Origin of the sequence: Campylobacter sp. CNRCH_2015_0338h (assembly GCF_025772785.1) — a bacterium.
GTDB lineage: Bacteria > Campylobacterota > Campylobacteria > Campylobacterales > Campylobacteraceae > Campylobacter_D.
Genome location: NZ_JAKMST010000006.1, coordinates 58,880 through 85,877 on the forward strand (window position 1 = coordinate 58,880; position 26,998 = coordinate 85,877).

Below are 26,998 nucleotides of genomic sequence, written 5' to 3' on the forward strand. Positions count from 1 at the left end.
TGTATTATACGATTAATATATTTTTATAAAAGGTCGCTGTATTGTTTTTTAAGCAAATCATTCTAGTTTTATTTTTCTATACTTTAAGTTTTGCTTCAAATTTTGATGAAGTAAAATTAGCTTTGATTAAAGAATTTAAGACAAATTATCCGCAACTAGAAATCATTTCTTTAGATCTTAACACTCAATCAAGTTTGCCTGCTGATTTTAATCAATATATTTTTTTAAAGCTGGGTAATCATAATTTTGATAGAGCAGATGGTTTTGTAAAGGCTGAATTTAAAACTCCAGAGCAGTTTAAAAAAAATATATTTTTTAAGTATTTTTTAAAGGCAAAATTAGAAGTTTTACAAACCACACGCCCTATTGCGCGCAATGAAAATTTAAGTCCTGCTAGTTTTAAAATTTTAAAAATTCCTTTTGATAAAGCTCCTCAAGGTGTATTAAAAAAAGATGAAATCGCAAATTTAATAGCCAAAAGCAATATAAGAGAAAATATGATTTTAAAATATAATATGTTTAAAACCAAAACCCTTATACAAAGAAATGATTCTGTTTATGGGGTTATCAAAGATGGGGATTTAAGCATGATAATAGAATTAAAAGCCTTGCAAAGCGGGAATTTAAACCAAAGAATTCGCCTTAAAAATAAAGATGGAAAAGTCGTGCATGGTAAAGTCATTAGTAAAAATTATGTGGAGCTAAAATGAGAAAAATTTTAGTAGGTATTAGCGGGGCTAGTTCTTGTGAACTTGGTTTTTTATTGTTAAAACATTTAAAAGAAAAAGGGCAAATTTATGCCATTATAAGTAAAAATGCAAAAATAAGCTTTGCAAAAGAAAATTCTCTTTTAGAAAATATAGACTTTTTGCAACACGTAAAAGATAAATTTGAACTTGAACATGTAAATTTTTTAGATAATGAAGATATTAGTCAATGCGTTGCAAGTGGATCTTTCGGCATAGAAACGACTTTTATCACACCTTGCTCTATTAACACTTTAGCAAAAATTACTTGTGGTATAAATGATACTTTACTTACAAGAGCTGCAGGAGTGGCTTTAAAAGAACGCAAAAAACTCATACTTGGAGTAAGGGAAATGCCCTATTCTACTTTAAATTTAGAACAAATGACTAAACTTTCTAGCTATGGAGTTATCATCGCTCCTCCTGTAATGGCAAGTTATGCTAAGATTGATAATTTAGAAAAATTATATGAATTTATCATAGGAAAATGGCTTGATCTAGCAAATATTGAGCATAATTTATACCAAAGGTGGCAATGATGGCTAGTTGTATATACCCAGGGACATTTGATCCTATCACTAATGGACATTTAGATGTTATCGTTCGAGCTAGTAAGATGTTTGAAGAAGTAATCGTTGCCATAGCTAAAAGTGAGAGTAAAAAGCCTATGTTTAGCTTAGAACATAGAGAAAAAATGGTAAAAATTGCTACAAAAGACTTAAAAAATGTTAAAATTACAACTTTTGATAACTTACTAGTAGATCTTGCTAAAAATTTGCAAATAAATATCATTATAAGAGGCTTAAGAGCGGTGAGTGATTTTGAGTATGAATTACAACTTGGTTATGCAAATCACATGCTTTGGGAAGATTTTGAAACTATATATCTTATGCCAAATTTAAAAAATTCTTTTATTTCAAGCTCTATAGTAAGATCAATTTGTATGCATAATGGCGATGTGAGTAAGCTTGTGCCAAAAGAAATTATATCTTTATTAAAGGAGAAAGATTGTATATAGCTTTTGAAGGGGTTGATTGTGTGGGTAAAAGCACGCAAATAGAGCTTTTGAAAAAATATTTTCATAATGCATTTTTTACTAAAGAACCAGGTGGAAGTGAGCTTGGGGTGCATTTGAGAAAAATTTTATTAGAAAGTAAAATACAATTTTCTAAAAAGGCTGAGCTTTTGCTTTTTTTAGCAGATAGAGCAAATTTAATCGACATGCATTTAGCGCAAAATAAAAATAAATTTATCATTTCAGATCGTAGTTTTATCTCTAATATGGCTTATGCAAGATGTGATTTTGATCAAAATATTTTATTTGAGTTAAATTCTTTTGCCACAGGTGGACTTTTTCCACAAAAGGTTGTATTTTTGCATGGTTCTAAAGAGCTTATTGAGCAAAGACTTTCTAAAAAAGATCTAGATAGTATTGAAAAAAGAGGGATTGAGTATTTTTTAAATATACAAAAAGCTTTAGAAGAAACTTTAGAGTTTTTAAAAACTAAAATAGATATAAAAATTTTAAAATTAGATGCTTCTTTGAGTATTGAAAATTTACATGAAAAGATTAAGGAATTTATAGATGATTAATGCTTTAAAAGGAATGAAAGATTTACAAGATGACCAAGCTGTTCTTTATGAAAAAGTAGTTAAAACTTGTGAAGAAGTAGTTAAAAACTATGGTTTTACTTTTATTAATTGTCCGCATTTAGAACTTACTAAGCTTTTTAAAAGAAGTGTTGGGGAAAGCTCTGATATAGTTGGCAAAGAAATGTATGAATTTGTTGATAAAGCAGGCAATGATGTGTGTTTGAGGCCTGAAGGGACAGCTGGAGTGGTAAGATCATACATAGAAGCTAAAATGGATAAGGCTCAAAGTGTTAAAAGATGGTTTTACCATGGTTCTATGTTTCGCTATGAAAGACCACAAAAAGGAAGATTGCGTGAATTTCATCAATTTGGTGTAGAAAGCTTTGGTATAGCAAGTGTGTATGAGGATGCGAGTATTATTTTAATGCTAAATGAAATTTTTAAACGCTTAGAAATTCATACAAGTTTGAAAATTAATTCTTTAGGCTGTAAAGAATGTATGGGTGTATATAAAGAAAAACTCATAGCTTTTTTAAATTCTAAAGAAGGTTTTTGTGAGGATTGTTTAAGAAGAAAAGATTTAAACCCTATTAGAGTGCTTGATTGTAAAAATGATCATTGTCAAAGTTTAATCGAAAATGCGCCAAAACTAAGTGAAAATTTATGCCCATGTTGTAAAAAAGATTATGAAAAATTACAAAAACTTTTAAAAGAAAATGATGTTGAGTTTGAATGTGATGAGAAATTAGTGCGCGGGCTTGATTATTATTCTAAAAGTGCATTTGAGTTTGTTAGCGATGAAATCGGTGCAAAGGCTGCTGTGGCAGGTGGTGGAAGATATGATAGATTGATTGAATACTTAGATGGCAAAAGTGGTTATGGCGTGGGTTTTGCTATGGGTATAGAAAGGATTATGGCTATTTTAGAGCAAAAACAAAGCGTAAAATCAAGAGAAGGAATTTATCTTTGTGCTATGGATGAAGCTTATATAGATACTATTTTTAAATTAGCAAATACTTTAAGAAAAAAACATAAAGTGCATTTAAGTTATGAAGCAAAAAAACTTGCAAAGCATTTAAACCAAGCAGATAATGCTAATGCTAAAATCTTTTTGTGTATAGGTGAAGATGAAATGGAAAAAGAAGAGATTTTTTATAAAAATTTAGAAAATAAAGATACTAAAAATATAAAATTAGCAAATTTGGAGAATGAGTTATGATTGATTATGGTATTAATATTTGGGGTGCGAATAATTTTATCATCGAAAATGGCAAAGTATGTGTAAATCATGGTAAAAAACCTGCCATTATAGATATAGTAAATACTTTGCGTGATGATGGCTATAAGGGACCATTATTGCTCCGTTTTCCCCATTTAATCCATAAGCAAATTGAGCAAATTTATAATAAATTTGCCAAAGCAAAAAAAGAATTTAACTATAAAGGTTCTTTTAATGCTGTGTATCCTTTAAAAGTCAATCAATACCCAGGTTTTGTAAAAAATTTAGTTAATCTAGGTAAAGAATATAACTATGGTTTAGAAGCAGGAAGCAAGGCCGAACTTTTACTAGCTATGGCTTATAATAATGAAGGCGCTCCTATAACAGTCAATGGTTTTAAAGATAAAGAACTCATAAATATGGGCTTTATAGCGTGTGAAATGGGTCATAATATCACTTTAACTATGGAAGGGCTTAATGAGCTTGAAGCAATGATTGAAATTGCTAAAAATCGTTTTAAACCAAAGCCAAATATAGGCTTAAGGGTGCGCTTGCATTCAGCTGGAGTAGGAATTTGGGCAAAAAGTGGTGGTATAAATTCAAAATTTGGTTTAACATCTACTGAGCTTATTGAAGCGGTAAATCTTCTAAAAGCTAATAAGCTTTTAGATCAATTTACTATGATACATTTTCATTTAGGCTCACAAATTACTGAAATTCATCCTTTGAAAAAAGCTTTAAATGAAGCGGGCAATATCTACACTGAGCTTAGAAAAATGGGTGCAAAAAATTTAAAAGCTATTAATCTTGGCGGAGGTTTAGCAGTAGAATACTCTCAGTTTAAAAACGAAACAAGCAGAAATTACACATTAAGTGAGTATGCAAACGATGTTGTGTTTATTTTAAAAAGCATTGCAGAGCAAAAAAAAGATTTAGAGCCTGATATTTTTATAGAAAGCGGGCGTTTTGTAGCGGCTAATCATGCTGTTTTAGTAGCGCCTGTTTTAGAGCTTTTTTCTCAAGAATACACAGAAAGCAAACTTTTATTAAAAGATAAAAATCCAAAACTTATTGATGAACTTTATGATTTGTATAAAAACATTAAAGCCTCTAATGCACTTGAGTATTTACATGATAGTATTGATCATATGGAGAGTATTTTAACCTTGTTTGATTTGGGTTATGTAGATTTACAAGATCGCTCTAATAGTGAAATTTTAGTGCATTTGATTATGAGAAAAGCTATTTCTTTAGTGGGTGATCAAGCTGATTTGTCGAGTTTGCAAAATGAAGTACAAGAAAAATATTTAGTGAATTTTTCAGTATTTCAGTCTTTACCTGATTTTTGGGGCTTGAAGCAAAATTTCCCTATCATGCCACTTGATAGACTCAACAAAAAGCCAACTAGAAGTGCAAGTATATGGGATATAACTTGTGATAGTGATGGAGAAATTTCTTATTCTAAAGATAATCCTTTGTTTTTACATGATATTGATGTAGAAGCTGAAGATTATTTTTTAGGATTTTTCCTAGTGGGAGCTTATCAAGAAGTCCTTGGTATGAAGCATAATCTTTTTACACATCCAACCGAAGCTTGTATAAGTATTAATGAAAAGGGTTTTGAAGTAGAAAGCGTACTAGAGGCTCAATCTATTTTAGATACCTTAGAAGATCTTGATTATGATATTCATGCAATTATGGATAATATTAATGAAAAAATTTATGCTTCAAAACTTGTTAATGAAAATCAAAAAAAGCATATTTTGGGTGAAATTTATTTATTCTTAAATGATAATGGATATTTAAAAAGCATAGGTTCTAAATGAATATTTTTAAACTAATCAAAGAAGATTTTTCTATGCCAAAGCAAAAAGATCCTGCATATAGATCTTGCGTGGAATTAGTTTTTAATTATCCTGGTGTTTGGGCTGTGGTAAATTATCGCTTTGCGCATTTTTTTTACCAAAAAGGTTTTAAAAAAATAGCAAGGATTATTAGTGGAATTTCTCAGTTTCTTACTGGAGTTGATTTACACCCTGGGGCACATTTAGGTAGAAGGATATTTATAGATCATGCAAGTGGGGTTGTGATTGGTGAGACTTCTATTATAGGTGATGATGTTTTGATTTATCAAGGTGTTACTTTGGGTGGAACGAGTTTAGATAAAAATACCAAAAGACACCCTACTATAGAAGATGGCGTGATCATAGGTTCTGGTGCTAAAATTTTAGGCAATATTACCATAGGTAAAAATGCAAAAATAGGCTCAAATGCAGTTGTATTAAAAGATGTTGGGTCAAATTTAACAGCTATTGGCATACCTGCTTATATTAAAGAACATGGTAAGATTGGTTATGAAGAAAAAATCGCTAAATTAGAAGCAAGACTTGCTATTTTGGAAGAAAAGCTAAATAAAGAGGATAAATGATAGCAATTACAGGTGGAGGCACAGGAGGACATTTAGCTATAGCTAGATGTTTATTGCAAAGTGCAAGAAAACAAGGTGTAGAATGTATTTATATAGGAAGTGAAAATGGCCAAGATAGACTTTGGTTTGAAAATGAAAATGGCTTTTATAAAAAATACTTTCTAAGTTCTCAAGGCGTTGTTAATAAAAAAGGCTTAGCTAAGGTTCAATCGTTTTTGCATATTGTAAAACTTGCAAGAAAAACAAAACAAATTTTAAAAGAACATAATATTAAAGTAGTTTTTAGCGTGGGTGGATATAGCAGTGCTCCAGGTGCTTTTGGTGCTTTAATGGCAAATATCCCGCTTTTAATCCATGAGCAAAATTCAAAAATGGGAAGTTTAAATTCACTTTTAAAGCCTTTTTCTAAAGCTTTTTTTACTGCTTTTGATGATCAAGTTAATAAAGCAAATACTTTCTTTTGTCCTTATCCTATTAGTGAAATTTTTTCACAAAAAGCAAGAGTGAGAAAAGAATTAAAAAATATTATTTTTCTTGGTGGATCTCAAGGGGCTAAATTTATAAACGATCTTGCCTTAGAAAATGCTTTATACTTTAAAGAAAAAGGCATAAATATCATTCACCAATGTGGTAAGAATGATTATGAAAGATGTAAAAAAGCTTATGAGGATTTAAATGTCAATGTAGAGCTTTTTGACTTTGATAAAAACATTATAGATAAAATTTCTAAAGCAGATTTAGCCATATCAAGATCAGGTGCAAGTAGTCTTTTTGAGCTTAGTGCAAATTTACTTCCTTGTATTTTTATTCCTTATCCATATGCGGCTAAAAATCATCAGTATTTTAATGCTTTGTATTTAAAAGAGCGTAATTTATGTGAAATTTTAACCCAAGAAGAAAAACATCAATTTTTAAATTTGGTAGAAAATTTCTCACTAGAAGAAAAATCTTTAGCCTTGCAAGAATTAAAAAGTGAAAATGGTGCAGATTTTATGATAGAAAAAGCAAAACAAATGGGGTTTATTTAAATAAAATACTCCCTAAACGCACCATATTTGAGCCACATTTTATAGCTAACTCAAAATCCCCGCTCATGCCCATAGAGCAAATTTTTGCCCCGTGTTTTTGTAAATTTTCATAGATTTTAAAAGTTTGCTCAAAACTTTCTTGAACTTTTTCCTCATCCATAGAACCTATACACATAATACCTATAAGGTTTAAATTTTTACACTCTTCTTGTATTTGCAAATACTCTTCTATGGCCTTATTTTGCTCTATGCCACTTTTAGAACTTTCATTGGCAGTATTTATTTCTAATAAAGTATCTAATTTATAATCAAGTCTTTTATCTACAGCTTTGGCACTTTTTAAGCCATTGCAAGATTGCCAAAGTAACGGGTTTTGTTTGATTAAAAGGTTGATTTTATTACTTTGAAGATTACCTATAAAATGCCACTTGATTTCTAAATCTTGAAGTTTTTCTTTTTTTAAAGCTAAAGCTTGGACTTGATTTTCTCCAAACTCTACAACACCTTGCTTAAAAAGCTCTCGAATTTGTTCATCTTGAACATACTTGCTAGCTGCTACTAAACGCACATTTTGTTTTATGGTTTTTTCAAAAATACTTTCTAAATTCATCTTTTCCTACATTAATTCATATAATTTTTTACGCTCACTTGAGCTTCCTATACCAAGTTGCATACGATATTTAGTGATAGTTCTGCGCCCTAGTTGCACACTTGGGAATTCTTTTTGAGTGAGTTCAAGAATTTTCAAATCACTCAAAGGTTTTTTAGGATTTTCTTTTTTAATTAAATTACTAAGAAAATCTTTAATAGTTGCATTAGAAGTTTCACCATCATCAACTGCGGTGGTAAAGAAAGACTTTAAGGGTATTAAACCTCTATCACAACTTAAGTATTTATTTGCAATTGCCCTTGAGATGGTAGAAGCATTTCTTTCAAGATCTTGTGCTAAGTCTTTAAGCTGCATAGGTTTAATATCTCCGCCCATGAAAAAATCATATTGATATTCTATAATCATAAGCCCTAGTTTATAAAGGGTAGCTTTACGCATAGCTAATGCATCGATTAAATTTTTAGCATCTTTTAAATAAGCACTTAAAAACTCATGATCTAAGCCATCTGCTTCAAAGGCAATTTCAGGGTAATAATCATCATTGATTTTAATTTTAATTTCACCATTTTCTTGATAAATAAATATATCAGGAATGATTTCCATGCTCTCTTCAAAATACTCTAAAAAAGGCGGAATAGAGATTTTTTTAATTATCGCTATAGCCTTTTTATACAAAGGATCTTTGATAAAATCTTTTGCATTTTCTAAATTTAAAATTAGCATTTTGCAAAACTCATAAAGCTCATCATCTAAGTCAAAATGCTCTAATGCAAAAATAAAAGCCTCCTGATTGTCTTTTGCCCCTACTCCAACGGGATCAAGGTATTTAAATCTTTGCCTGATTTTTTCTACTTCTAAAGGATCAAATTCACCTAAAATTTCCTCATCATACTCAAAATAACCTTCATGATTTAAACATTCTATGATTTTTTCGGCAATGGTTTGGGATTTTTTAGTAGGAAAAAATGGTGGTATGATTTGCTCGCTTAAAAGTTCATACACATTTTTTACTTCCAAGCTTTTTGCATCAATCATTTGCGTGGTGGTATTTTTACTAAAATATTCTTGATAATACTTGTTTTGATTGTTTGTAATACTTGAGTTTTCTTTGATCTCTATAAAAGGATTTTCTTTAGCAAATTCATCTAAGCTTTCTTTTAGATCTTCAATGTTAGCTTGCAATATAGGAAGCCAAGATCTTAAGGTTTGTGATAGTTTTGCTTTTTGTGTTATAGAGGTTTTTTGTTTAAGCATTATTCAAGTCTAAACTCACTTCCAAGATAGTATTTTTTAACATCTTCGTTATGCGCAATTTCATTAGCATTGCCACTAGCTAGCAACCTTCCACTTCTAATCACATAAGCTCTATCGCAAATTGCTAGAGTTTCTCTTACATTATGATCGGTGATTAAAACACCTATATTCATAGCTTTTAAGTCATTAATCAAGCTTTGAATTTCACTCACTGCGATAGGATCAACCCCAGCAAATGGTTCATCAAGAAGTAAAAATTTAGGATCACACATAAGCGATCTTGCGATTTCACAACGCCTTCTTTCACCCCCACTTAAACTCATACCTTTTCTATGTCTAATAGGTTCTATACTAAGTAATTCTAGCATTTGCTCTATCTTTTGTTCTAATAAATTTTTATCCTTATATATTACTTGGGCGGCTAAAAGTAAATTTTCTTCTACGCTTAAGTCTTTAAAAACACTACTTTCTTGAGGTAAATACCCAATGCCAAGTTTTGCTCTTTTATTAAGCGGTTCTTTTGTGATATCTTGTGAGTCTAAAAACACTTGTCCACTTGTTGGTAAAATAAGTCCACATATCATATAAAAACTTGTGGTTTTTCCCGCTCCATTAGGCCCTAAAAGTCCTACTACTTCCCCGCTTTGTACTTCTAGTGAAACATCGTGTATGATTTTAGTTTTTTTAATGATTTTTTCTAAATTTCTAGCTTCTAGCTTACTCATGTACTATATACTTTCTTTTATTTTCATAAGGAATGATTTGTAAAATTATATTAAAAATTTGATATTTATCTAAGTATTTTTTTAATTTTTCATCACCCCACTCTACCAAATGCAAACCCTCTTCAAAAAAATTTTCAATCAAACCATTTTTTAAAAGTCCATCAAAACCTTCTTGATAAATATCATAATGATACATTTTACCTTGTTGAAAATCATATGCTTGCATGATAGAAAATGTAGGAGAATTAAGTGTTTTTTCTATTCCAAGAAATTGAGCATAATTTTGAACCAAAGTAGTTTTACCGCTTGCTAAATCCCCTTGAAGTAAAATAACTCCATTTTTAGGTAAAATTTCACAAAGCTTATAAAGCTCATTTTGACTTAAAATCATTTCTTTCATTGAATTTTTACCACATATTTTTCTTGCATAGCTTTTGGTATGCTTTTGGTTGTTGGTATGTCTAAAACTTTATAAATATTGGTATATTCTATAAATTTAATGCTTATTTCATCGCCAATTTTTACTTCTTTACTAGCTTTAACCACTTGATTGTTTATACTCACTACGCCACTTTTGCACATATCCTCTGAAATAGCACGACGCTTAGTAATATTAACTACATTTAAAAACTTATCTATTCTCATAAAAATATTTTATCAAAAAATACAAGAAAATGTTATAAAATGTCTAAATATTTTACATTATATTAAGCTAAATTCGTTAAATTTTAAAATTATTTTTACAAAGAGGAAAGACAATGAAAAAAGATATCAAAAAAGTGGTTTTAGCATATTCTGGTGGACTTGATACAAGTATAATTTTAAAATGGCTACAAGATGAGTATAAATGTGAAGTGGTAACTTTTACAGCAGATATTGGACAAGGTGAAGAGCTTGAGCCTGCTAGAAAAAAAGCGCTTTCTTTGGGTGTAAAAGAAGAAAATATTTTTATTCAAGATTTAAAAGATGAATTTGTAAAAGATTATGTATTTCCTATGTTTAGAGCAAATGCTATTTACGAGGGAGAATATTTACTAGGTACAAGTATAGCAAGACCTTTGATAGCAAAAGCTTTAGTAGAAATAGCAAATAAAACAAAAGCAGATGCTATTAGCCATGGGGCAACAGGTAAAGGAAATGATCAAGTGCGTTTTGAATTAGGCGCTTTGGCGCTAAATCCAAATTTGGCCATTATTGCTCCTTGGAGAGAATGGGATTTAAATAGCCGTGAAAAACTCTTAGCTTATGCGCAAAAACATGGCATTGATATAGCTAAAAAGCCAGGTAAGTCACCTTATTCTATGGATGCAAATTTATTGCATATTTCTTATGAGGGTTTAGTGCTTGAAGATCCTGCGGCTAAACCTGAAGCAGATATGTGGCGTTGGGTGAAAGATTTAAAAGAAACTCCAAATGAAAGCGAAGCGATAGAGCTTGAGTTTAGTAAAGGTGATTTGTGTGCTATTAATGGAGAAAAAATGACTCCTGCACAGCTTTTAGCAAAACTTAACGAACTTGGTGCAAAACATGGTATAGGTCGTCTTGATATTGTTGAAAATCGCTATGTGGGTATGAAAAGTAGAGGTTGCTATGAAACTCCAGGTGGAAGTATACTTTTAAAAGCACACCGTGCTATAGAAAGTATCACTCTTGATAGAGAAGCAGCGCATTTGAAAGATGAATTGATGCCAAAATATGCAAGTTTGATTTATAATGGCTATTGGTTCTCACCTGAAAGATTAATGCTTCAAGCCTTAATTGATGAGTCACAAAAATATGTAAATGGTAAAGTTAAACTTGAATTATATAAAGGTAATGTAATGGTAATAGGCAGAGAAAGTGCGAATGATAGTTTATTTAGTGAGGCTTATTGTACTTTTGAAGAAGATGCTGTGTATGATCAAAAAGATGCAGCAGGTTTTATAAGATTAAATGCTTTAAGATTTATCATCGCAGGTAAAAATGGAAGAAAATTTTAAAAAAGGAAAACAATGAAAGTATTATTGATTAAAGATGTAAAAAGCTTAGGAAAAGCAGGAGAAGTTAAAGAAGTAAAAGATGGATATGGACAAAATTTTTTAATTGCCAAAGGTTTTGCTAAGGCTGCTACACATGAAGTTTTAAAACAATATGAAGCAGAGCAAAAGAAAAAGGCAGAAAATTTAAGATTTGAGCTTGCAAATTTGGAAAAATTAAAAGAAGAATTATCTAAAATCACTATTTGTATAGCTAAGCCTGTGGGAGCTAATGGAAGCTTGTTTGGTGGGGTTACTAAAGATGAAATCGCTCATGCGCTAAAAGAACAAAAAGGCATAGAGCTTGATAAAAAAAGCCTAGAATGTGATACTATAAAAGAACTTGGCATGCATGAAATTTCAGCAAAATTAGGCCATGCGATTCATGCTGTATTTAAGCTAGAAGTTAAAGGAGAATAATGTTTCACGCAACTACAATTTTAGCTTATAAAGGTAAAAATAAGTCTGTAATTGGCGGAGATGGACAAGTAAGTTTTGGAAACACTGTTTTAAAAAACAATGCAGTTAAAATTAGAAAATTAAATAATGGAAAAGTATTAGCAGGTTTTGCAGGAAGCACTGCTGATGCTTTTAATCTTTTTGATATGTTTGAGAAGTTACTTTCTAGTTCGAAGGGTGATTTATTAAAGGCTGCAATAGATTTTTCAAAAGAATGGCGTAAGGATAAATATCTAAGAAAACTTGAAGCAATGATGCTAGTATTAGATAGAAATCATATATTTTTACTTTCAGGAACTGGAGATGTAGTAGAGCCTGAAGATGGCGCTATAGCCGCTATTGGTAGTGGGGGTAATTATGCACTTTCTGCTGCAAGAGCTTTAGCTAAACACTCAAGTTTAGATGAAGAGGAATTAGTCAAAGAAAGCTTGCAAATAGCTGGTGAAATTTGCATTTATACTAATACAAATATTAAAACTTATGTAATTGAGGATGATAAATGAATTTAACTCCAAAAGAGATTGTGAAATTTTTAGATGATTATGTAATTGGACAAAAAAATGCTAAAAAAATCATAGCAATTGCTTTAAGAAATCGTTATAGAAGAATGCAGCTTAGTCCTGAACTTCAAGATGATATCATGCCAAAAAATATTTTAATGATAGGATCAACTGGAGTTGGTAAAACAGAGATTGCAAGAAGGCTTGCTAAGATGATGGGACTTCCTTTTGTAAAAGTTGAAGCAAGTAAATATACTGAAGTTGGTTTTGTTGGGCGTGATGTAGAAAGTATGGTTAGAGATTTAGCTAATGCTGCTTTAAATTTAGTAAAAAATGAAGAAAAAGAAAAAAACAAAGAAAAGATTAATGAATTTATAGAAAATAAGATTTTAGAAAAACTTTTACCGCCTTTACCAAAGGGTGTTAGTGAAGAAAAACAAGAAGAATATCAAAATTCTTTAGAAAAAATGCGCGTGAAATTAAAAGCTGGTGATTTAGATGATAGCACAATAGAAGTTGAAATTTCACAAAGTGTATTTGATACTAATCCAAATTTACCACCTGAAATGGGTGCTATGCAAGATATAGTAAAAGTTATTGGTGTGGGTAATAAAAAAGTTAAAAAAGAAATGAAGGTAAAAGATGCAAGAATAGCTCTAGCTCAAGAAGCAAGTGAGAAAATTCTTGATATGGAAAGTATTAAAGGCGAGGCTTTAAGAAGAGCTGAAAATGAAGGGATTGTTTTTATCGATGAGATAGATAAAGTAGCAGTTTCAAGCTCAAATTCAAACCGCCAAGATCCAAGCAAAGAAGGGGTGCAAAGAGATTTGCTTCCTATAGTTGAAGGTAGCACTATACAAACTAAATTTGGTCCTTTAAAAACTGATCATATTTTATTTATCGCTGCAGGTGCTTTTCATCTAAGCAAACCAAGTGATTTAATCCCTGAACTTCAAGGGCGTTTTCCTTTAAGAGTTGAGCTTGATTCATTAGATGAGGATGCTTTATATGCTATTTTAACAAGACCTAAAAATTCATTACTAACACAATACATTGAGCTTTTAAAAACTGAAAATGTAGAGCTTGTTTTTGAAGATGAAGCTATTAGAGAAATAGCAAAAATAGCAAGCAAGGCCAATGAAGAAATGCAAGATATTGGTGCAAGACGTTTACATACAGTAGTGGAAAAACTTTTAGAAGATATTAGTTTTGAAGCAGATGAATACGCAGGTAAGGTATATAAAATAGACGATTTTAAAGTGCAAGTTAAGCTTGGAGATATCATAGAAAATAAAGATTTAGCTAGGTATATCTTGTGAAAAGTGGCTTTATAAGCATAGTGGGTAGAACTAATGCGGGAAAAAGTTCTATCCTAAATTCTTTATTAGAAGAAAAAGTTGCTATGGTTTCTCATAAGCAAAACGCTACAAGAAGAAAGATTAATGCGATCATAATGCATGAAAATCATCAGCTTATTTTTATAGATACACCAGGTTTGCATGCAAGCTCTAAGGCTATGAATCAGCTTATGATTGATTTAGCGATTAAAAGCATTGTAGATTGTGATGTGATTTTATTTGTAGCTAGTATTTATGATGATATTAAAGATTATGAAAATTTTTTAAGTTTAAACCCTAAAGTGCCGCATATTGTGTTGATTAATAAGGTTGATTTAGCAAAAAAAGAAGTTTTGCTTAAAAAATTAAGTGAATATTCTCAGTTTAGCTCACATTTTAGTGCTATTATCCCCTATTCTGCAAAGCAAAAATTTTATAAAAAAATTCTTTTAGATGAGATGGTTAAGTATTTGCCTGAACACCCGTATTATTTTGATCCTGAGTTTATTACTACAACAAATGAAAAGGATATTTATAGAGATTTTATCTTAGAAGCCATATATGAAAATTTAAGTGATGAAATTCCTTATAGCACTGAAGTCAAAATAGAAAAAATCAAAGAACTAGAGCAAATTTATTATATCAATGCCACTATTATTACAGATAGTAATTCTCACAAAGGAATGATATTAGGTAAAGATGGTGCTACAATTAAGCGTATAGGTAAAGAAGCTAGAGTGAAAATAGAAAAATTAGCACAAAAAAAGATAATGTTAAAATTATTCGTTCAACTTGAGAAAAATTGGCACAAAAACGAGCAAAACCTTAAGAAAATACTTTATGATGAGTAAGAAAACTATTCTAAAAGATTTTCTTGCTTATGAAAAGCTTTTATATATTAAATTTGCAAATCCTATTAGCGAAGATGAAATTTTAAAAAAGAGCTTTGAAGAGCTTGGTCTTAAAGATGATTTTTCTTATAAGCTAAAGTATTTTCAAGATAAATCTTTTGCATATGTATTCTTGTGTAAGTATGAAGATATTTTAGATATTGATTATATAATACCTGAACCCCTGCTTTTTGAAGTGTATTTTAAGAACGATGTAAATAGTGAAAATCTTGCATTATTGTTTAAAGAAAAATACATAGTTTTAGTGGAGTATTTGGGGTGTGATTTTCAAAATTGTAAAGTTATACCATTAAATGTTTATGATAAAATATATAATGAAAATTAAAGAATACCTATAAGCACATTATAAGCATAGATGATACTCAAAATCTTAGTAGTTTTGATAAATTTAATAGTAATATTTTTTATCAAAAATTGTTAAAAAATTGCGATCAAGTCAAGATTAATTTTACCAACAAAGAAAAAATAAATCATTTAAAATCTTTTAGTTTTAAGATTTTATTGGCTTTTGTTTGTGGAATTTTACTAGCTTTAGCTTATCCTTTGTATTTGTATACACAAAAATCATTTTATGAAAATGAGAAAACAAAATATGAAAATTTAATAAAAAAGCAAGATGATATTTTAGAACAGGTAAAAATTAATCAAAAGCAAAATCAAGAGTTTAAAAAACTACAAGAAGAAAATGAGTTAAAGGTTGATTTGTTACAAAAATTTTATGCAAATACACTTTGTTATAAAGATTTTTATGATTTTTTAAAAGTTTTAAATTCTCATCAAGCTTATATAGAGGCTTTGCATGTTAAAAATAATGATTTTATTATAGAGCTTAAAAATGACTATGAATTTTATGAAGATTTTAAAAAGCATCATTTTGTATTAAAAAATAAAGAAGTTAATAATGGAAAAATCACTCTTGTTTTTGAAAAATCTTTATAAAAATTTAGAAAATATCTTTGCTAAGTTATCTGAGCGTGAATTTATATTGTCTTTGATAGTTGTTTTTGTTTTTGGTTTTTTCATGGTTTATATGGGTGTTTTTGACTATTTTGAAAAACAAATGAAGTTGTCAAAAGATGAACTATATATTTTACAAACAAAATACGAGCAAAAACAAGAAGTGATTTCTGATTTAAAAGAAGATGAAAATATATCTTATAATGATCACTCATTTTTAAGCATAAATAAAGATTATCAAAGTATTTTAAAGGATATAGAAAAGAATCTTAATGGAGTTAAATCTTTGCAAATTCAAAGTTACAAAAGTCAAGATGAATATTTTGCTTATTATGAATTAAGATTAAGTTTTGTTGGCGATTTTATTTTTTTAACGCAGTTTTTGCAAAAATTAGATCCTTATATAAAAGTTAAAAATTTAGAACTTGTAAAATATGAAAATAAATTAAAAATTACATTAAATCTTGTTTTTGCTCTGGTATAAAAATAATTTTTTTGGTAGAATTTGTCTAAACATGGCAAGCGATCGCTTCTTTTTGAAGAGGAAAGTCCGAGCTGCAATAAGACAAAGATTCCATCTAATGGATGGCTAGGGCAACCTAAGGGAAAGTGCAACAGAAAGAAAACTACCATATTTTATATGGAAAAGGTGAAACGGTAGAGTAAGAGCCTACCAGTAGCTTTGGTAACAAAGCTAGCTATGTAAACCCAATCTGCAGCAAGAAGGGGTGGTTTTTGTCTTATAATATAACCCTTCGCTTGAACTTGTTTGTAAAAACAAGTCTAGATAAATGATCGTTCTTGACAGAACTCGGCTTATAGCCATGTTTTACTTTATATAAGCAGAAGCTTTTTTGAGTTTTTGTAAATTAACAGCTATTTCATCTTGTTTTTTTTTCATAAAAGCTATCGCTTCATTAGTTAGCGCTAAAGCCTCATTGGGACAATCTTTATAATCCGGTTTTTCCATAAGTTTAACTATTTTTTCTACATCTTCAGTATAAACAGCTAGTTTAAACTCATCAATCCATTTTTTTTCACTCATTTTTGGTGTACTTCTCTCCAAGCTTCTAATAAGCCTTTTACTACATTTATTACTTCATCCACTCTTGCTTCACTGTTTTCTATGTTTGCTAAAGAAAGAAGTTGTAATTCTCTAGTGTATAAGCCACTTAAATAATGTGCTACTTCGCCGCCCTTATCATAATCAAGACAATTTAACAATTCAATAAAAATAGCACTAGCTCTTTTTACATAATACACTCTTTCTTCTATATTTTCATTTTGTATAGCTATTTTTATCCTGCTTGAAAAGCGTAAAATCCCACTGTATAGCATCTCTATAAGTTTTTCTTGGGATTCTACACCAGTTTGATTTTGTGAATATGCGCTATAAACTGCACTATTTAGCATTTAAACCCTTTCTTTATTTTAAGAATTTTGATTATTTGCTGCATTGATCATATTTGCAATAACACTTGCTTGGTTATTTAGTTGTGCAATGATACCATCATATGCTGCCCATCTTGACCACATTGTATCATATCTACTTTCTATGGAAGCTTTGGTGCTTTCTATGGTTTCATTTAGATTTTTTGATTCTTTTGTTAAAGATGCTTTATAACCTCCAAATGAACCTTCAGAACTCATTATTTCACCCATGGTATTTTTTAGCATACCAAAAGTTCCAGTTTCTTCTTTATAAACTGAATATAAGGTTCTAGAACTTAAACCAAATTTTTTCAAAAATTCATTATCACCTTGAATTTCTAAGTTACTACCTGAAGTTCCTTTGATTTTAAATTGAATTTGTTGATTTTCATTACCTTGGTTAATGATTTCAAAGCTAGCCTCTAAACCTTCTAAGCCAAAACTATTTATATGATCAACCAAATTTTTAGCTTTTTCAATATCATCTGCACCTGTTAATACAAAAGGATCTCCATTTGGAGTTTTGCTTAAATCTATGGTTGTATCATTATAAGTGATAGTAAAACTACCTTCTTTAAATGTTATATCTTCTTTGCCAAGATTACTTACTCTATCACCAGCTAAATCAATATCTTCAAAACCATTACTTCCTACGAAAAATTTTTCAGCTAATTCAGGATCTTCGTTAAATTTAGAGTTAAATTTTCCTGAATCAAAAGATAAAACACCATCGTTTAACGTTAAGCCATAATCAGCCAAAGACAAACTTACTTTAGAGGAAACTTCAATCCCTTCTGAACTTTCACTATCACCAACCGTAACAGTTCCATCTACTGTTATAGTTTGAAGTAAAATATTGTTTATCTCAGATTTTATATTATAAATTTCGCTAACACCTACAAAATTCCCTTGTACTCCTGCTTCTGGATCATATTTTGTCGCTGCATTAAGATTTATCATTAAATCATTATAAGCAGTAACTAAACTTTCTAAAGATTGCGCAAGTGCTTCAGTGTCTTGAGAAACATTAAAGGTTATTTCTCCTTTTTGTTTTAATTCTAAGGTAACATCTGGAGCTATATCAGTGATAGTATTAGTTGGTCTTGTCATTTTAACACCATCTACACTAAAGATAGCATCCATACCTTTTTGGATATGATTTTCATTGTTTGAAGCTACATTGTAGCCTTGTGGAGTGCTAGTATCTAGAGTAATGCCAAATTTACTACTTAATAATGAAGTAGCTTTTTCATCTCTAGCATAATTAGCTTGGTCAATATTTCCTTCAGTATCAGTTGCATAACCACCATCAAAAAGACTTAATTGCCCACCATTGGTAGCTCTAAAAGTAAAAGATTTTCCATCATCTCCAAAGCTTAATTCCACTTTTCCATTGGTTTGTTTTTTTAAATCTTCTGCTAAACTTTTATAAGTAGTATTCTCGTCTATATCAATGGTAAATCTATCATATCTTTCACCATTTTTAATAACAAAAGTAAAAGAGGTTTTTTCTCCTGGGTTAAGTAGTTTGTCATCAAAGCTTCCACTACTAATTTGTCCGCTTATTTTATCTTTATTTTCTTCTCCAGCACCTGTTGGTCTAAAACCATACAAACCACCAGCGCTAATGCTATTTTTATCAAGTCCCCAACCCATAGCATTTAATAACTTTTCATCACCTGAAAAAGAAATATTATTTTTAGTTCCTGTTTCAGTACTTTGTACTACTAAGCGGTATGGATTATCTCTATCTCCTGTATTGACTATTTTAGCTTCTACTTTTCCACCTGTTGCGGCATTTATTTTTTCTGCAAGCTGAGATACAGTAGTGCTTTCATCAATATCGATTTTATAATCTTTTCCATCTTGGGTAATAGTAAAAGAAGTTTTGCCATCTACACCTTCTATACCCAAACTACCCATTACAGTAGCAGTTTTATCTTTAAATCCATTACTTTGATACACGTCTTTTTGTGCAAGTTGATCAACAATAACTTTCATGTTTGTAAGGTTAGATAAAGATCCTACTACTAAGCTTGCAGCAGCGCTATCTCCACTTACACTAGGTGATACTTTTTTCTTGTTAAATTGTGAAGCATCACCTAAGCTATTTACGGCTGTTTGAAACGCAAGTAGCTTAGCTTCAAGTTCTGCTAGGTCTTTTTGTCTTGAAGTATTAGTTTCAAGCTGTGAGTTATAAAGACCTAAATGCGCATTCATTTCTGCTTCTTTTAGCTTGTTTAATGTATCGCTTGTTAAAACTCCTGAACCTATTCCTAAACTTCCTAAACTACCTACTGCCATAATTAACTCTCCTTATCAAAAATAGTGCCAATAACACCTTGAAAATGTTCTATTAGCTTCATAACTTCCTCGCTAGGAATTTTACGTATTAACCTACCAGTATCTTTTTCGGTTACACTAACATACATTTCATTGATTTTATCATTATATGCAAAACGTACGTTTGTTTCTAGTGTTTCCATTTGATTATTAAGTTTTTCTGTTGCATTTTTCAATTTTTCATTTAAATTCTCATCTTGATTATTTAAATTAGTTTGCTGTTGATTTTCTTGAGATACTTTTCCAGTACTTTTTGTATTAAATTGTGCTGTGTTTGCATCCCTTTGAATATTTCCAATGTCCATTTTAAACTCCTTTTTAAAAGACTTTAAAATACTCTATCGACATAATTTTAAAAAACTTAATATTTAGATTAAAAATCTCTATATTATTAATAAGCAAAAAGTGTTCTCAAAAAGCTTAAAATTAAAAAATTTCAAACTTTTTGAATAATTTTTCATCATTTGGAAGTAAATTTCTTGTAATAAGTCTATCTATGACTTCTTTAGAGCAATTTGTCATTAAAGGCCATTCTTTATGATAATCTTCTAATGATCCTTTATTTGTTGCATCAATCGCAACGCAATCTTTTTTGATAAATATATCTCTTTTTGCATCTATATTATTTACCACACGCCAAATTAGCATATAAGGATTTTCTAAAATAGCATCTGAATCTAAGAAAACTAAAATTCTAAAATGTTTTTTATAAGTTTGTAATTTTTCAAAAACTTGAGTTATTTTTTCTTTTTTATCTATCAAAATCACGCAAACTGGAGCAAAGGTTTGAGTGTAAAATTGCTTTAATTTTAAAATACTTTGATCTTTTTCTTTAAAAAGTGAAAGTAAAGCCTCATCGCTTAGAATTTCAAGTTCAACTTTTTTCTCATCACCACATGCATCAAGCCCTGCTTTGCCACCATAACAATAAGTGCTTGAAGCATGGTCGAGTTGATCGCAAATTCCTTCGCTAATAAGTAATTTTTCTTCATCAAAGCGATTGAGTATATAAGGTATGAGTTTGTCATAATCTTTCAAACAAGGCGCATTTTCATCAACAAAAATAGCATGTTTTACAAAACTCATTTGCCCTACTCCCCAAAAAGTATGCATGACTTGTTTTGCATGAGCTGGGTATTTTGTTTCTATTTTAGCCAAGATTAAATTATGAAAAACTCCATTTTCAGGCATATTATAATCTATCAAATCAGGAGCATTTGTCTGAAGTAAAGGTAAAAAAACTCTTTCTGTGCCAAGCCCCATGTATTTATCTTCTAAAGGCGGTTTTCCTACAACAGTAGCTTGATAAATCGCATTTTTTTTAGCAAAGATTTTTTCTACTTTTAAAACAGGACAAAGCTCAACCGGAGTGTAAAAGCCTGTGTGATCTCCAAAAGGTCCCTCAGGTGCAAATTCATTTGGATCTATAAAGCCCTCAATCACAAAATCACTATCATAAGGCACATAAAGATGATTGCTTTTACATTTTGCCAAAATGGCAGGTTTTTTCTTGATAAAACCATAAAGTAAAAGTTCAAAAATTCCTTTTGGCAAAGGCGCTTGAGCACACCAAATATATAAAGGATCTCCACCTATGGCTATGCTTACTGGCATTTTTTGATTTGCTTTTTTATACTCATGGAAAAAATGGCTCGCATCTTTGTGAATTTGCCAATGCATAAGCAAGGTTTTTTCATCAACTACTTGCAAACGATACATTCCAAGATTATTTTGCTTTCCATCTATACTTTGAGTATAAACTTGTCCCATGGTGATAAAAGGCGCAGCATCTTTTTCCCAAGTTTTTAAAATAGGCATATCATATAATGAATTTAAACTTTTGTAGTTAAATTCTCCATCTTTTTTAATGCGTTTTGGTGGGATATTTTTTAAATCAAGTAAGGTTTTGAAAAAATTTAATTTTGCGCCAAAGCTTTGTGGTATATGCATTTTAAGTAAAGAACTAATTTCTTTAGCTACATCTTCATAGTCTTTTTCAAATGCTAATTTTAAAGCTTTTTCATTACAAAAAGTATTTAAAAGAACAGGATAATCGTATTTTTTACCATTTTTGACTGCATTAGTAAAAAGCAAAGCTTTAGAATCTTCTTTTTTAACTTCTATATAAGCTAAATGTGCCATTTCAAGATCAACATCAACGGGTTCATGAATGGTTTTTAATAAATTATTTTTTTCTAAAAGATCTATGAATTTTTGCATTTATATCATACTCTCTGCTTCTTTTAAAATTTCTTTTGCACCTTTTGCTATCATTTCTTTAGCTAAAAGCTCGCCCGCTTTTGCGTAATCTTGCTTATCAATCATTCTTTTTTCTTTGAGAATTTTACTTGCATCAGGTAAGCCTACTATGGCGCGAATTTCTATTTTTTCATCAATGATTTTTGCATTAATACCTATAGGTACTTGGCAGCCACCTTCTAGAGTTTTTATAAAATCTCTTTCTATATGGGTTTCTATAAAGGCATTTTCATCATTTAAGCATTCAAGGTATTTTAAAATTTGTTTATCATCAATGCTTTCTATACCTAAAGCTCCTTGGGAAGCTGCGGGTATCATCTCATCAAGCTCAAAAGCTCTAATGTATTTTATTTCTTTATCTAAACCTAAGCGTTTAATACCAGCTAAAGCCAAAATAATAGCGTCAAATTCTTTAGCTTTAAGTTTTTCTAAGCGCGAGTTGATATTACCTCTTAGAGAAATGATGTTTAAATCAGGCCTTAACGCTAAAAGTTGCATTCTTCTTCTAAGGCTTGTAGTGCCTACTTTTGCACCTTTTGGAAGAGCATTTAAACTCTCATAATACTCACTTAAAAAAGCATCATTTACCACTTCTCTTTTTGAAATAGCAGCTAAAACTAAGCCATCAGGAAAGAAGCTCGGCACATCTTTTAAGCTATGCACAGCTAAATGCGAATCGCCTCTTAATATACTTTCTTCAAGTTCTTTTGTAAAAAGTCCTTTTCCGCCTATTTTAGCCAAAGGTGAATCAAGTAAAACATCACCTTTAGTTTTAAAACCCTCTAAAGAAATTTCTAATTCAGGATGTGTCTGTGATAATTTATTTTTTATATATTCGCTTTGCCATAATGCAAGTTGGCTTTTTCTTGTTGCGATGATTAATTGCATTTTTTATGCTCCTGTATGATTTCTACATCTATAATTTCTTCTTCATTATTTGTTTGATGATATTTTCTTTTTTGTTTTGTAAATAATTTTAATATCATCATGAAAAATAAGAGTAAAATTCCTAAAAATGTACTTAAAATTCCTGGTATTAAAAGCAAAATTCCTACTATGGTTAAAGAAAATAATTTAACCATACCAAATAAATTTGTATTGGTATTTTGCATAGTGATGAGATTTGTCCAAGTCTTTGCTAAAAACATTGCACCTAAAAACATACTTGCAAAAACTATCATAAAAAAATTTAAAAAGCCAAAAAAGGTTATAAATAAAATACTAGCGAATAATTCTAAAATCAAAAATGCACTTAAATTTGTTTTTACTATCATAGAATTTTCTCTAAGTGTGAAATTACTTCTTGGGTTTTCAAAACTTGTTTTTCTAAGGTATTTCTATGGATCAACTCTACTTCATCATTTTCTAAGCCCTTGCCTACAACTAAAGCATAAGGAAAGCCCATTAATTCAAAATCATTAATCTTTACACCAAAACGCTCATTTCTATCATCAAATAAAATCTCTTTATCACTAAAATGAGTGTAAATTTGTTCAGCAAATTCCATAGCTTTTGTGTCTTTTATATTAGAAACGATAATATCCAAAACAAAAGGAGCTAGAGTTTTATTCCAAATACAACCTTTTTCATCATGACTTGCTTCTATGGCAACAGCTACTAAACGGCTCACTCCCATACCATAACAACCCATAGTGAAAAATTGAGCTTTACCATTTTCATCTAAATAGCTTGCATTCATTGCTTTTGAGTATTTATTTCCAAGTTTAAAAATATGCCCTACTTCAATACCTTTGCTTTGCTTAAGCTTGTGCTGACATTTTGGACAAAGATCATGCTCTTTAACTGCGGCAAGATCTTTAAAGCGTTCTTTATTTAAATTTACAACATTGATTCCGACTAAATGATAATCTTTTTTATTTGCACCAATAATCATATTTGTTTCATTTTCAAGCTCATGATCAATATAAAAATCAACGCCATTTAATCCTACAAAGCCGATAAATCCTGGCACCAAACCTGCTTTTTCTAATTCTTCTTCACTTGCATCAACTAATTCTAGTGCATTTGCTGCATTTAGTGCTTTAACTTCTTGTAATTCATCATCACCGCGTATAAAAAATACTACAATTTTTTCTTCATTTTCATAAATAGCTTTTTTAGCAATAGCTTTAATAGTATAGTAAGGGTTAATTTTAAAAAATTCCGCTAATTCTTCTATAGTTTTTACATTTGGAGTGTGAAATTGTGTAGCAAAGTCAGCTTCTGGCCTTTCATCTTCACAACTTTTTTTAGCTCTTTTTGCTGCTTCAATATTTGCAGCATAATCACAATGTTCACATAATAATATATCATCCTCGCCATTTTTAGCCAAAACCATAAATTCTTTTGAACCGCTTCCACCAATAGCCCCGCTATCAGCTTCAACAGCTCTAAATTCAAGCCCTAATCTTGTAAGAATTTTACTATAAGTTTCATGCATAAGATTAAATTCTTTATCTAAATCAGCTTCGCTAGCATGAAAGCTATAGCCATCTTTCATTAAAAATTCCCTACATCTTAAAAGTCCAAATCTAGGTCTAGCTTCATCTCTAAATTTAAGTCCTATTTGATACAAATGCAAAGGAAGTTGTTTGTAAGAATTTATTTTATTTCTTACTAAAGCTACCATAGCTTCTTCATGGGTTGGCCCTAAAACAAAATCATTTTCTTTTCTATCTTTAAAGCGTAAAAGCTCTTTACCAAAAACATTAAATCTCCCACTTTCTTTCCAAAGTTCGGCTGGAGTATTAAAACTTAAATTTACTTCTAAAGCCCCTGCTTTATCCATTTCTTCTTTGATGATATTTTTAATCTTATCTAAAACTCTTTTTCCTAAAGGTAAAAAATTATACAAGCCACTTCCAATTTGTTCTACAAAGGCACCTTTAACTAAAAATATATGACTTGGTAAAGTAGCATCTTTTGGATTTTCTTTTGTGCTTATGGCATAAAATTTACTAAATTTCATGATTATTCTCCAAATTAAATTCACATTTATAAAGGTTTAAACCCTCCATATTTTCATTTTTTAAATCAAACACATAACGCATAGCATTAATTACTGAATCATTTTGCATAGTTCCGCTTAGTTTTTTTAAATTTACGCTAGGATGATGTAAAAATGCATTCATTACTTGTCTTATAAGCTTTCTTGCTTCTTCATGGTTTGAGTGCTTTAAATATCCTTTATCTATAGCCTTTTGTAATTGTTCTTTAGCGATTTCATCAGCTTGTAAACGTAATTGCTTAACTAAAGGCAAGGTTGCTAGTTTGCTTAGATGTTGAAAAAACTCATTTGTCATAGTACCTACTATGGAATAAGCAATTTGGGCTTGGTGTTCTCTTAGAGTTAAATTTTTTCTTACAACTTCTTCTAAATCATCAACAGCATAAACTATATTTTTTTCATTTGCTTTTACATCAATATCCCTAGGCACTGCTATATCAAAAAAATATCTTTTATAATCTTTTTCTTCTAATAAATCATTGGTTATGATAGCATGTGGAGCGTTTGTGGCGCTAAAAAATATCTCATATTGATTTAGTACTTCTTTTAAATTTGCAATACTTTCATAGCTTGCATTTTCACCTAAATCCTCGCAAAGCTTTTGGGCGTTTTGTATATCTCTATTTAATATCAATACTTTAGCCTTGGCATTTAGTAAATGCTTACAGGCTAGTTCGCTCATTTCCCCTGCACCTACTACAACAGCAGTTTTATTTTCTAAATTTACAAGTTCTTTAGCTTTTGCCACCGCCACTGAAGCAACCGAAATAGGATTTTTAGAAATTTCAGTTTGATTTCTAACATTTGCCGCACATTTAAAAGCATAATGAACTGCTCTAGTTATATGCACACCACATCTTTGCTCTTGCAGAGCAAATTTATAAGCATCTTTTAATTGTCCAGCAATTTGTGTTTCACCAATAACCAAGCTATCAAGCGAACTTGCCACAGAAAATAAATGATGGATGGCTCCGCTATCTTCGTAAAAATCAGCCTTGGTGCTTAAATTTTCTCTATCAACCCCACAAAGCAAACTAAGTGTTTTTAAAATATGCTCATTAATGCTTTCAACATCCCCAACAAAAAGAAAAATTTCAACCCTGTTGCAAGTACTAAGCACTAAGCTTTCTAAAATTTTATTATTAGTATGGATTAGCTTTAGTAATTCTCTTTTTTTATCTTCATTAGAAAAGGAAAGTTTTTCTCTAGTAGCAATATCTGTATTTTTATGTGTAAAACTGATGCAGTAATAATGCATTAAAATTCCCTTTCTATCATGCTTTTAATAATATCTTCTAAATCTTTTATATTGTATTTTTTTATAGCTTTTAGTGCATTATTTGCATAAGTGTTTAGTTCTTGGCCAACTTGATTAAAAATTTCATGCTCTTGTATTTTACTTTTAATCCAGGCAAGCTCATTCACACTTAAATCTTTCTTGTAATAAGACTTAAGTATTTCTTGATCTTGTGGATTTAATTTTTCACTTAAATACATATAAGCAAGAGTGGTTTTACCTTCTTTAAAATCATTCATAGCAGGTTTACCTAAAGTTTGCTCATCACCTTTGATATCTAAAATATCATCTACAATTTGAAAAGCTAAACCTAAATTTTTACCATATTCTGCAAAATCATCTTCATTTAAATTAGCAAGTATTGCCCCACACCTTGCGCTAGCTTCGATTAAAATGGCTGTTTTGTTATATATCATTTGTAAATAAGCATTTTTATCAGTATTGAAAGTTTCGCTTAAATTTACATCCATTAATTCACCAACAGAAAGCATTACAACAGCATTAGAGATAATTTTTGCTAATTTTAAATCAATCAAAGAAAGTTCATAGAAGGCTTTTGAGTATAAAATATCTCCAAGCATGATAGCATTTTTAGCTCCAAATTGTGCATTGATAGACTTTACACCTCTTCTTAATTTTGCTTCATCAATCACATCATCGTGCAATAAGCTTGCAGCATGAATTAACTCTATAATAGCACAGATTTTATAGCTAATATCACTTTCCCCAGCTATTTTTAAAAGTAGTTTTGAGCGTAATTTTTTACCACCTTGAAGTTTTGAACTCATGGTTAAAATAGGCTCATAATTTAATTCAGATAAAAATTCATGCATATACTGATCGATCTTTTGCACTATGCTTTCCTTAGTTTTCTTATAA

The 26,998-nt window shown here is 30.2% G+C and carries 31 protein-coding genes and 1 other RNA gene; 17 read left to right on the top strand and 15 right to left on the bottom strand.

The genetic code is table 11. The features are described from left to right. The first annotated feature begins 41 nt into the window (after nt 1–41). Genes flgA through murG form a run of 8 tightly spaced genes read left to right on the top strand, consistent with a single transcriptional unit; the run spans nt 42 to nt 7,014 of the window. Entirely contained in the window at nt 42–710 is a 669-nt protein-coding gene (gene flgA, locus L8X30_RS05485) for a flagellar basal body P-ring formation chaperone FlgA (RefSeq protein ID WP_087700599.1), read from the top strand. Continuing rightward, entirely contained in the window at nt 707–1,285 is a 579-nt protein-coding gene (locus tag L8X30_RS05490) for a UbiX family flavin prenyltransferase (protein ID WP_263679399.1), read from the top strand. The genes flgA and L8X30_RS05490 overlap by 4 nt, the downstream gene beginning before the upstream one ends. Further along, entirely contained in the window at nt 1,282–1,764 is a 483-nt protein-coding gene (coaD, locus tag L8X30_RS05495) for a pantetheine-phosphate adenylyltransferase (RefSeq protein ID WP_263679401.1), read from the top strand. Before L8X30_RS05490 ends, coaD begins: the two co-directional genes overlap by 4 nt. Next, complete coding sequence (gene tmk / locus L8X30_RS05500) at nt 1,755–2,339, top strand: dTMP kinase (RefSeq protein WP_263679402.1); 585 nt, start codon at nt 1,755–1,757, stop codon at nt 2,337–2,339. The genes coaD and tmk overlap by 10 nt, the downstream gene beginning before the upstream one ends. Beyond that, nucleotides 2,332–3,558: a histidine--tRNA ligase gene (hisS, locus tag L8X30_RS05505; protein ID WP_263679403.1), complete on the top strand. Its 1,227-nt coding sequence runs from the start codon at nt 2,332–2,334 to the stop codon at nt 3,556–3,558. The genes tmk and hisS overlap by 8 nt, the downstream gene beginning before the upstream one ends. Next, nucleotides 3,555–5,384, top strand: a complete 1,830-nt coding sequence (gene speA / locus L8X30_RS05510) for a biosynthetic arginine decarboxylase (protein WP_263679404.1) — start codon at nt 3,555–3,557, stop codon at nt 5,382–5,384. The genes hisS and speA overlap by 4 nt, the downstream gene beginning before the upstream one ends. After that, nucleotides 5,381–5,986: a serine O-acetyltransferase gene (cysE, locus tag L8X30_RS05515; RefSeq protein ID WP_263679405.1), complete on the top strand. Its 606-nt coding sequence runs from the start codon at nt 5,381–5,383 to the stop codon at nt 5,984–5,986. The genes speA and cysE overlap by 4 nt, the downstream gene beginning before the upstream one ends. After that, on the top strand, nt 5,983–7,014 hold the full coding sequence (gene murG, locus L8X30_RS05520) for an undecaprenyldiphospho-muramoylpentapeptide beta-N-acetylglucosaminyltransferase (RefSeq protein ID WP_263679406.1): 1,032 nt from the start codon (nt 5,983–5,985) through the stop codon (nt 7,012–7,014). The genes cysE and murG overlap by 4 nt, the downstream gene beginning before the upstream one ends. On the opposite strand, the gene L8X30_RS05525 is transcribed toward murG, so the two are convergent. The 5 genes from L8X30_RS05525 to L8X30_RS05545 are packed head-to-tail and all read right to left on the bottom strand — an operon-like array spanning nt 7,007 to nt 10,248. Continuing rightward, the gene (locus L8X30_RS05525; protein ID WP_263675273.1) at nt 7,007–7,624 is read right to left on the bottom strand and encodes a YggS family pyridoxal phosphate-dependent enzyme; all 618 of its coding nucleotides are present in this window, start codon (nt 7,622–7,624) and stop codon (nt 7,007–7,009) included. The two genes, murG and L8X30_RS05525, sit on opposite strands and share 8 nt — an antisense overlap. 6 nt (nt 7,625–7,630) lie before the next feature. After that, complete coding sequence (locus L8X30_RS05530; protein ID WP_039641436.1) at nt 7,631–8,878, bottom strand: RNA polymerase factor sigma-54; 1,248 nt, start codon at nt 8,876–8,878, stop codon at nt 7,631–7,633. Next, nucleotides 8,878–9,603, bottom strand: coding sequence for an LPS export ABC transporter ATP-binding protein (lptB, locus tag L8X30_RS05535; protein WP_039618272.1), 726 nt, complete (start codon nt 9,601–9,603; stop codon nt 8,878–8,880). Before lptB ends, L8X30_RS05530 begins: the two co-directional genes overlap by 1 nt. Continuing rightward, nucleotides 9,596–10,003, bottom strand: a complete 408-nt coding sequence (tsaE, locus tag L8X30_RS05540) for a tRNA (adenosine(37)-N6)-threonylcarbamoyltransferase complex ATPase subunit type 1 TsaE (RefSeq protein ID WP_263679408.1) — start codon at nt 10,001–10,003, stop codon at nt 9,596–9,598. The genes lptB and tsaE overlap by 8 nt, the downstream gene beginning before the upstream one ends. Continuing rightward, nucleotides 10,000–10,248 (bottom strand): RNA-binding S4 domain-containing protein, encoded by a 249-nt coding sequence (locus L8X30_RS05545; protein WP_039618276.1) that lies wholly within the window; start codon nt 10,246–10,248, stop codon nt 10,000–10,002. The genes tsaE and L8X30_RS05545 overlap by 4 nt, the downstream gene beginning before the upstream one ends. A 113-nt stretch (nt 10,249–10,361) precedes the next feature. Here L8X30_RS05545 and L8X30_RS05550 point away from each other — a divergent pair, with 113 nt between their 5' ends. The 9 genes from L8X30_RS05550 to rnpB all read left to right on the top strand — a co-directional run bounded on the left by L8X30_RS05550 (nt 10,362) and on the right by rnpB (nt 16,617). Next, entirely contained in the window at nt 10,362–11,582 is a 1,221-nt protein-coding gene (locus L8X30_RS05550; protein ID WP_263679410.1) for an argininosuccinate synthase, read from the top strand. Between the two features lie 12 nt (nt 11,583–11,594). Further along, on the top strand, nt 11,595–12,038 hold the full coding sequence (rplI, locus tag L8X30_RS05555) for a 50S ribosomal protein L9 (RefSeq protein WP_263679411.1): 444 nt from the start codon (nt 11,595–11,597) through the stop codon (nt 12,036–12,038). Then, the gene (gene hslV, locus L8X30_RS05560) at nt 12,038–12,580 is read left to right on the top strand and encodes an ATP-dependent protease subunit HslV (protein ID WP_039618282.1); all 543 of its coding nucleotides are present in this window, start codon (nt 12,038–12,040) and stop codon (nt 12,578–12,580) included. Before rplI ends, hslV begins: the two co-directional genes overlap by 1 nt. After that, nucleotides 12,577–13,896, top strand: coding sequence for an ATP-dependent protease ATPase subunit HslU (gene hslU / locus L8X30_RS05565; protein WP_263679412.1), 1,320 nt, complete (start codon nt 12,577–12,579; stop codon nt 13,894–13,896). The genes hslV and hslU overlap by 4 nt, the downstream gene beginning before the upstream one ends. Further along, complete coding sequence (gene era, locus L8X30_RS05570; protein WP_263679413.1) at nt 13,893–14,765, top strand: GTPase Era; 873 nt, start codon at nt 13,893–13,895, stop codon at nt 14,763–14,765. The genes hslU and era overlap by 4 nt, the downstream gene beginning before the upstream one ends. Then, on the top strand, nt 14,755–15,150 hold the full coding sequence (locus tag L8X30_RS05575) for a hypothetical protein (RefSeq protein WP_263679414.1): 396 nt from the start codon (nt 14,755–14,757) through the stop codon (nt 15,148–15,150). Before era ends, L8X30_RS05575 begins: the two co-directional genes overlap by 11 nt. A gap of 176 nt (nt 15,151–15,326) precedes the next feature. After that, the gene (locus L8X30_RS05580) at nt 15,327–15,764 is read left to right on the top strand and encodes a hypothetical protein (protein WP_263679415.1); all 438 of its coding nucleotides are present in this window, start codon (nt 15,327–15,329) and stop codon (nt 15,762–15,764) included. Beyond that, the gene (locus L8X30_RS05585; protein ID WP_263679416.1) at nt 15,727–16,266 is read left to right on the top strand and encodes a hypothetical protein; all 540 of its coding nucleotides are present in this window, start codon (nt 15,727–15,729) and stop codon (nt 16,264–16,266) included. The genes L8X30_RS05580 and L8X30_RS05585 overlap by 38 nt, the downstream gene beginning before the upstream one ends. 26 nt (nt 16,267–16,292) lie before the next feature. Continuing rightward, nucleotides 16,293–16,617, top strand: an RNA gene (gene rnpB, locus L8X30_RS05590) — RNase P RNA component class A. On the opposite strand, the gene L8X30_RS05595 is transcribed toward rnpB, so the two are convergent. The 10 genes from L8X30_RS05595 to L8X30_RS05640 all read right to left on the bottom strand — a co-directional run bounded on the left by L8X30_RS05595 (nt 16,612) and on the right by L8X30_RS05640 (nt 26,973). Continuing rightward, nucleotides 16,612–16,848, bottom strand: a complete 237-nt coding sequence (locus tag L8X30_RS05595; protein ID WP_263679417.1) for a hypothetical protein — start codon at nt 16,846–16,848, stop codon at nt 16,612–16,614. The two genes, rnpB and L8X30_RS05595, sit on opposite strands and share 6 nt — an antisense overlap. Beyond that, nucleotides 16,824–17,195, bottom strand: coding sequence for a flagellar export chaperone FliS (fliS, locus tag L8X30_RS05600; RefSeq protein WP_263663313.1), 372 nt, complete (start codon nt 17,193–17,195; stop codon nt 16,824–16,826). Before fliS ends, L8X30_RS05595 begins: the two co-directional genes overlap by 25 nt. Before the next feature lie 18 nt (nt 17,196–17,213). Further along, the gene (gene fliD / locus L8X30_RS05605; RefSeq protein WP_263679418.1) at nt 17,214–19,517 is read right to left on the bottom strand and encodes a flagellar filament capping protein FliD; all 2,304 of its coding nucleotides are present in this window, start codon (nt 19,515–19,517) and stop codon (nt 17,214–17,216) included. A gap of 2 nt (nt 19,518–19,519) precedes the next feature. Then, nucleotides 19,520–19,861 carry a FlaG family protein gene (locus L8X30_RS05610; RefSeq protein WP_263679419.1) on the bottom strand — a complete coding sequence of 114 codons (342 nt, stop codon included), beginning with the start codon at nt 19,859–19,861 and terminating at the stop codon, nt 19,520–19,522. A 121-nt stretch (nt 19,862–19,982) separates the two neighbouring features. Then, complete coding sequence (locus tag L8X30_RS05615) at nt 19,983–21,776, bottom strand: menaquinone biosynthesis decarboxylase (protein ID WP_263679420.1); 1,794 nt, start codon at nt 21,774–21,776, stop codon at nt 19,983–19,985. Beyond that, entirely contained in the window at nt 21,777–22,703 is a 927-nt protein-coding gene (hemC, locus tag L8X30_RS05620) for a hydroxymethylbilane synthase (RefSeq protein ID WP_263679421.1), read from the bottom strand. Next, nucleotides 22,694–23,089, bottom strand: a complete 396-nt coding sequence (locus L8X30_RS05625) for an FxsA family protein (RefSeq protein ID WP_263679422.1) — start codon at nt 23,087–23,089, stop codon at nt 22,694–22,696. Before L8X30_RS05625 ends, hemC begins: the two co-directional genes overlap by 10 nt. Beyond that, nucleotides 23,086–24,786, bottom strand: a complete 1,701-nt coding sequence (locus L8X30_RS05630; RefSeq protein ID WP_263679457.1) for a proline--tRNA ligase — start codon at nt 24,784–24,786, stop codon at nt 23,086–23,088. The genes L8X30_RS05625 and L8X30_RS05630 overlap by 4 nt, the downstream gene beginning before the upstream one ends. Continuing rightward, nucleotides 24,773–26,080 carry a glutamyl-tRNA reductase gene (hemA, locus tag L8X30_RS05635; protein ID WP_263663307.1) on the bottom strand — a complete coding sequence of 436 codons (1,308 nt, stop codon included), beginning with the start codon at nt 26,078–26,080 and terminating at the stop codon, nt 24,773–24,775. The genes L8X30_RS05630 and hemA overlap by 14 nt, the downstream gene beginning before the upstream one ends. Beyond that, nucleotides 26,080–26,973, bottom strand: a complete 894-nt coding sequence (locus L8X30_RS05640) for a polyprenyl synthetase family protein (RefSeq protein WP_263679423.1) — start codon at nt 26,971–26,973, stop codon at nt 26,080–26,082. The genes hemA and L8X30_RS05640 overlap by 1 nt, the downstream gene beginning before the upstream one ends. Nucleotides 26,974–26,998 lie beyond the last annotated feature (25 nt).